The organism is Schlesneria sp., from assembly GCF_036405755.1.
Classification (GTDB): Bacteria; Planctomycetota; Planctomycetia; order Planctomycetales; family Planctomycetaceae; genus Schlesneria; species Schlesneria sphaerica.
Map to the genome: position 1 here is coordinate 1 of NZ_DASWWZ010000476.1, position 1,942 is coordinate 1,942.

Annotated in this window: 2 protein-coding genes; both read left to right on the forward strand. The window is 59.5% G+C overall.

Annotated features, from left to right (window positions below):
- Positions 1–440: sigma-70 family RNA polymerase sigma factor (locus VGE80_RS16170; RefSeq protein WP_440593387.1), on the forward strand; the 440-nt coding region annotated here is incomplete at its 5' end.
- On the forward strand, positions 437–1,942 hold a 1,506-nt coding region (locus VGE80_RS16175), incomplete at its 3' end, for a DUF1549 domain-containing protein (protein WP_440593388.1). The genes VGE80_RS16170 and VGE80_RS16175, both read left to right, overlap by 4 nt.

Consider the following 1,942-nt stretch of genomic DNA (forward strand, 5'->3'; position numbering starts at 1 on the left):
CGAATCCTCTGGATGCCGAAGAGATCCTGCAGGAGACGAACGTGGTGATCTGGAGTAAGAGTGCCAAGTATCAACCCGGTACGAACTTTCTGGCCTGGGTCAGTCAGATCGCCAATTTCGAAGTGATGAAGTTTCGGACGCGAAAACGTCGGGAAAAACTGGTCTTTAGCGACGAATTTCTTCAGTCGGTGGCCGAGGAAAGTCTGGAACGATCAGAAGAGTTGGAGTCGCGTCGGGCGGCGCTGGTCGACTGCTTGAACCGCTTACGCCCCAAGGATCGTGAATTGATCCAGCAGCGGTATGCTCCGGGAGAACGTGGTAAGCACCTGGCTGAGCAGATTGGCCGACCGGCGAATTCCGTGTATCAGTCGCTCGGCCGCATTCGTCGATCGCTACTCGACTGCATTCAGCAGAAGTTCGCGGCAGAGGGGGCGTCATGACTCATCCCCGTCACAATCCCACCGAACTGGAAGTGCTGCTTGAACTACTGTGTGAGGACCGCCTGACCCAGGCCGACGCTGCGCGACTGGAAGAACTCGTCCTGTCGTCCCCCGAAGCCCGTTGGACTTACCTCACCTACATGGACCTGCATGGCACCCTGTACTGGGATGCGGCCGGGGCCGGTTCGCCTGAACCACTTTCCTCGGAGGAGCTGCCGGTTTACGCCGGTCCTGTCCAGCCCCCACCAAACGCTCGGGCTGTCACTCCTGCGAAGACGCACCGTCGCGGGGTAGGGATGATGGCAGCGGTCGCCCTTTGTCTGGGTGTCGTCACATGGGGACTCTGGCGGCTTCCCGGAACTCAACCTCCAGCGGAAGTCACCCAGGTGGCACCAGAAGATCGGGGTACGGACCGGTTACAATCCGGGACGGTTCGCGACCGAATTCGACGCTCGCCCAAAGCTCCCGTCACGGTGGGGAACATCAGTCCGGCACCCCGCGTTGAGGTCCCGGAAAACGCCACTCCTGCTGCACCGAACTCGACCGAGTCTGTGGTCGCTCAGCCACCCATGTCGACTCGGGCCATTGTCGCCCGGATCAACGAAGAGATCGAATCGCGTTGGACAGAGATCGGGGTGCAGCCCTCGCTCCGAGCCGACGATGCGGAATGGCTGCGTCGGGTCTACCTGGATCTGGCGGGCCGTGTTCCAACCGTCACGGAAAGTCAGACTTTCCTCGCGGATAAGAGTGACGACAAACGAGAGGCACTCATTGAAGTCCTGCTGGAAGATTCGGCCTACGTTCGGAACTTCACGACCAAATGGTCAAACCTGCTGATCGGGCGGGCCTCGAACCCGCTGGTCAATCGCGAAGCATTCGCCAAGTTTCTGCGGATGAGTTTTGCCGAGAATCGGCCCTGGAATCAGATTGTGGCCGATCTGATCTCGGCCGAAGGGAACAATTCGGAAAATGGGGCCACGAATTTTCTCATCGCTCACCTGAATAATGCGGCAACACCTGCGACCGCGGTCTGCTCCAAGCTGTTCCTCGGGCGGCAGCTCCATTGCAACCAGTGCCACAACCATCCCTTCAATGAAACGAAGCAGGTCGAGTTCTGGGAGCTGAACAGTTTCTTCCAGCAGACCGCCAGCGTGCGCCGGATTCGTCGGGACCAGCAGACCGGCCGACAACTGGCGGCTTTCACCGAACTGGTGACACGCGATGCGGGTGGGCCTACCTATTTCGAAACCCGAACCGGGCTGATGCGCGTCGCTTATCCTCGATTTAATGGGACCGACGTAGATCCGGGGGCCGAGACGAATCGCCGCCGGGAACTGGCACGATTGATGACGACAGGAGAGCAGCCGGATCTGGCGGCGGCTTTCGTCAATCGGATGTGGGATCACTTCTTCGGGATTGGCTTCACGCGAGAATTAGACAACCTGGGTCCGCATCAGGTCGCCAGCCATCCCGAACTGCTGGAAGTCCTGTCGTCCGAGTTC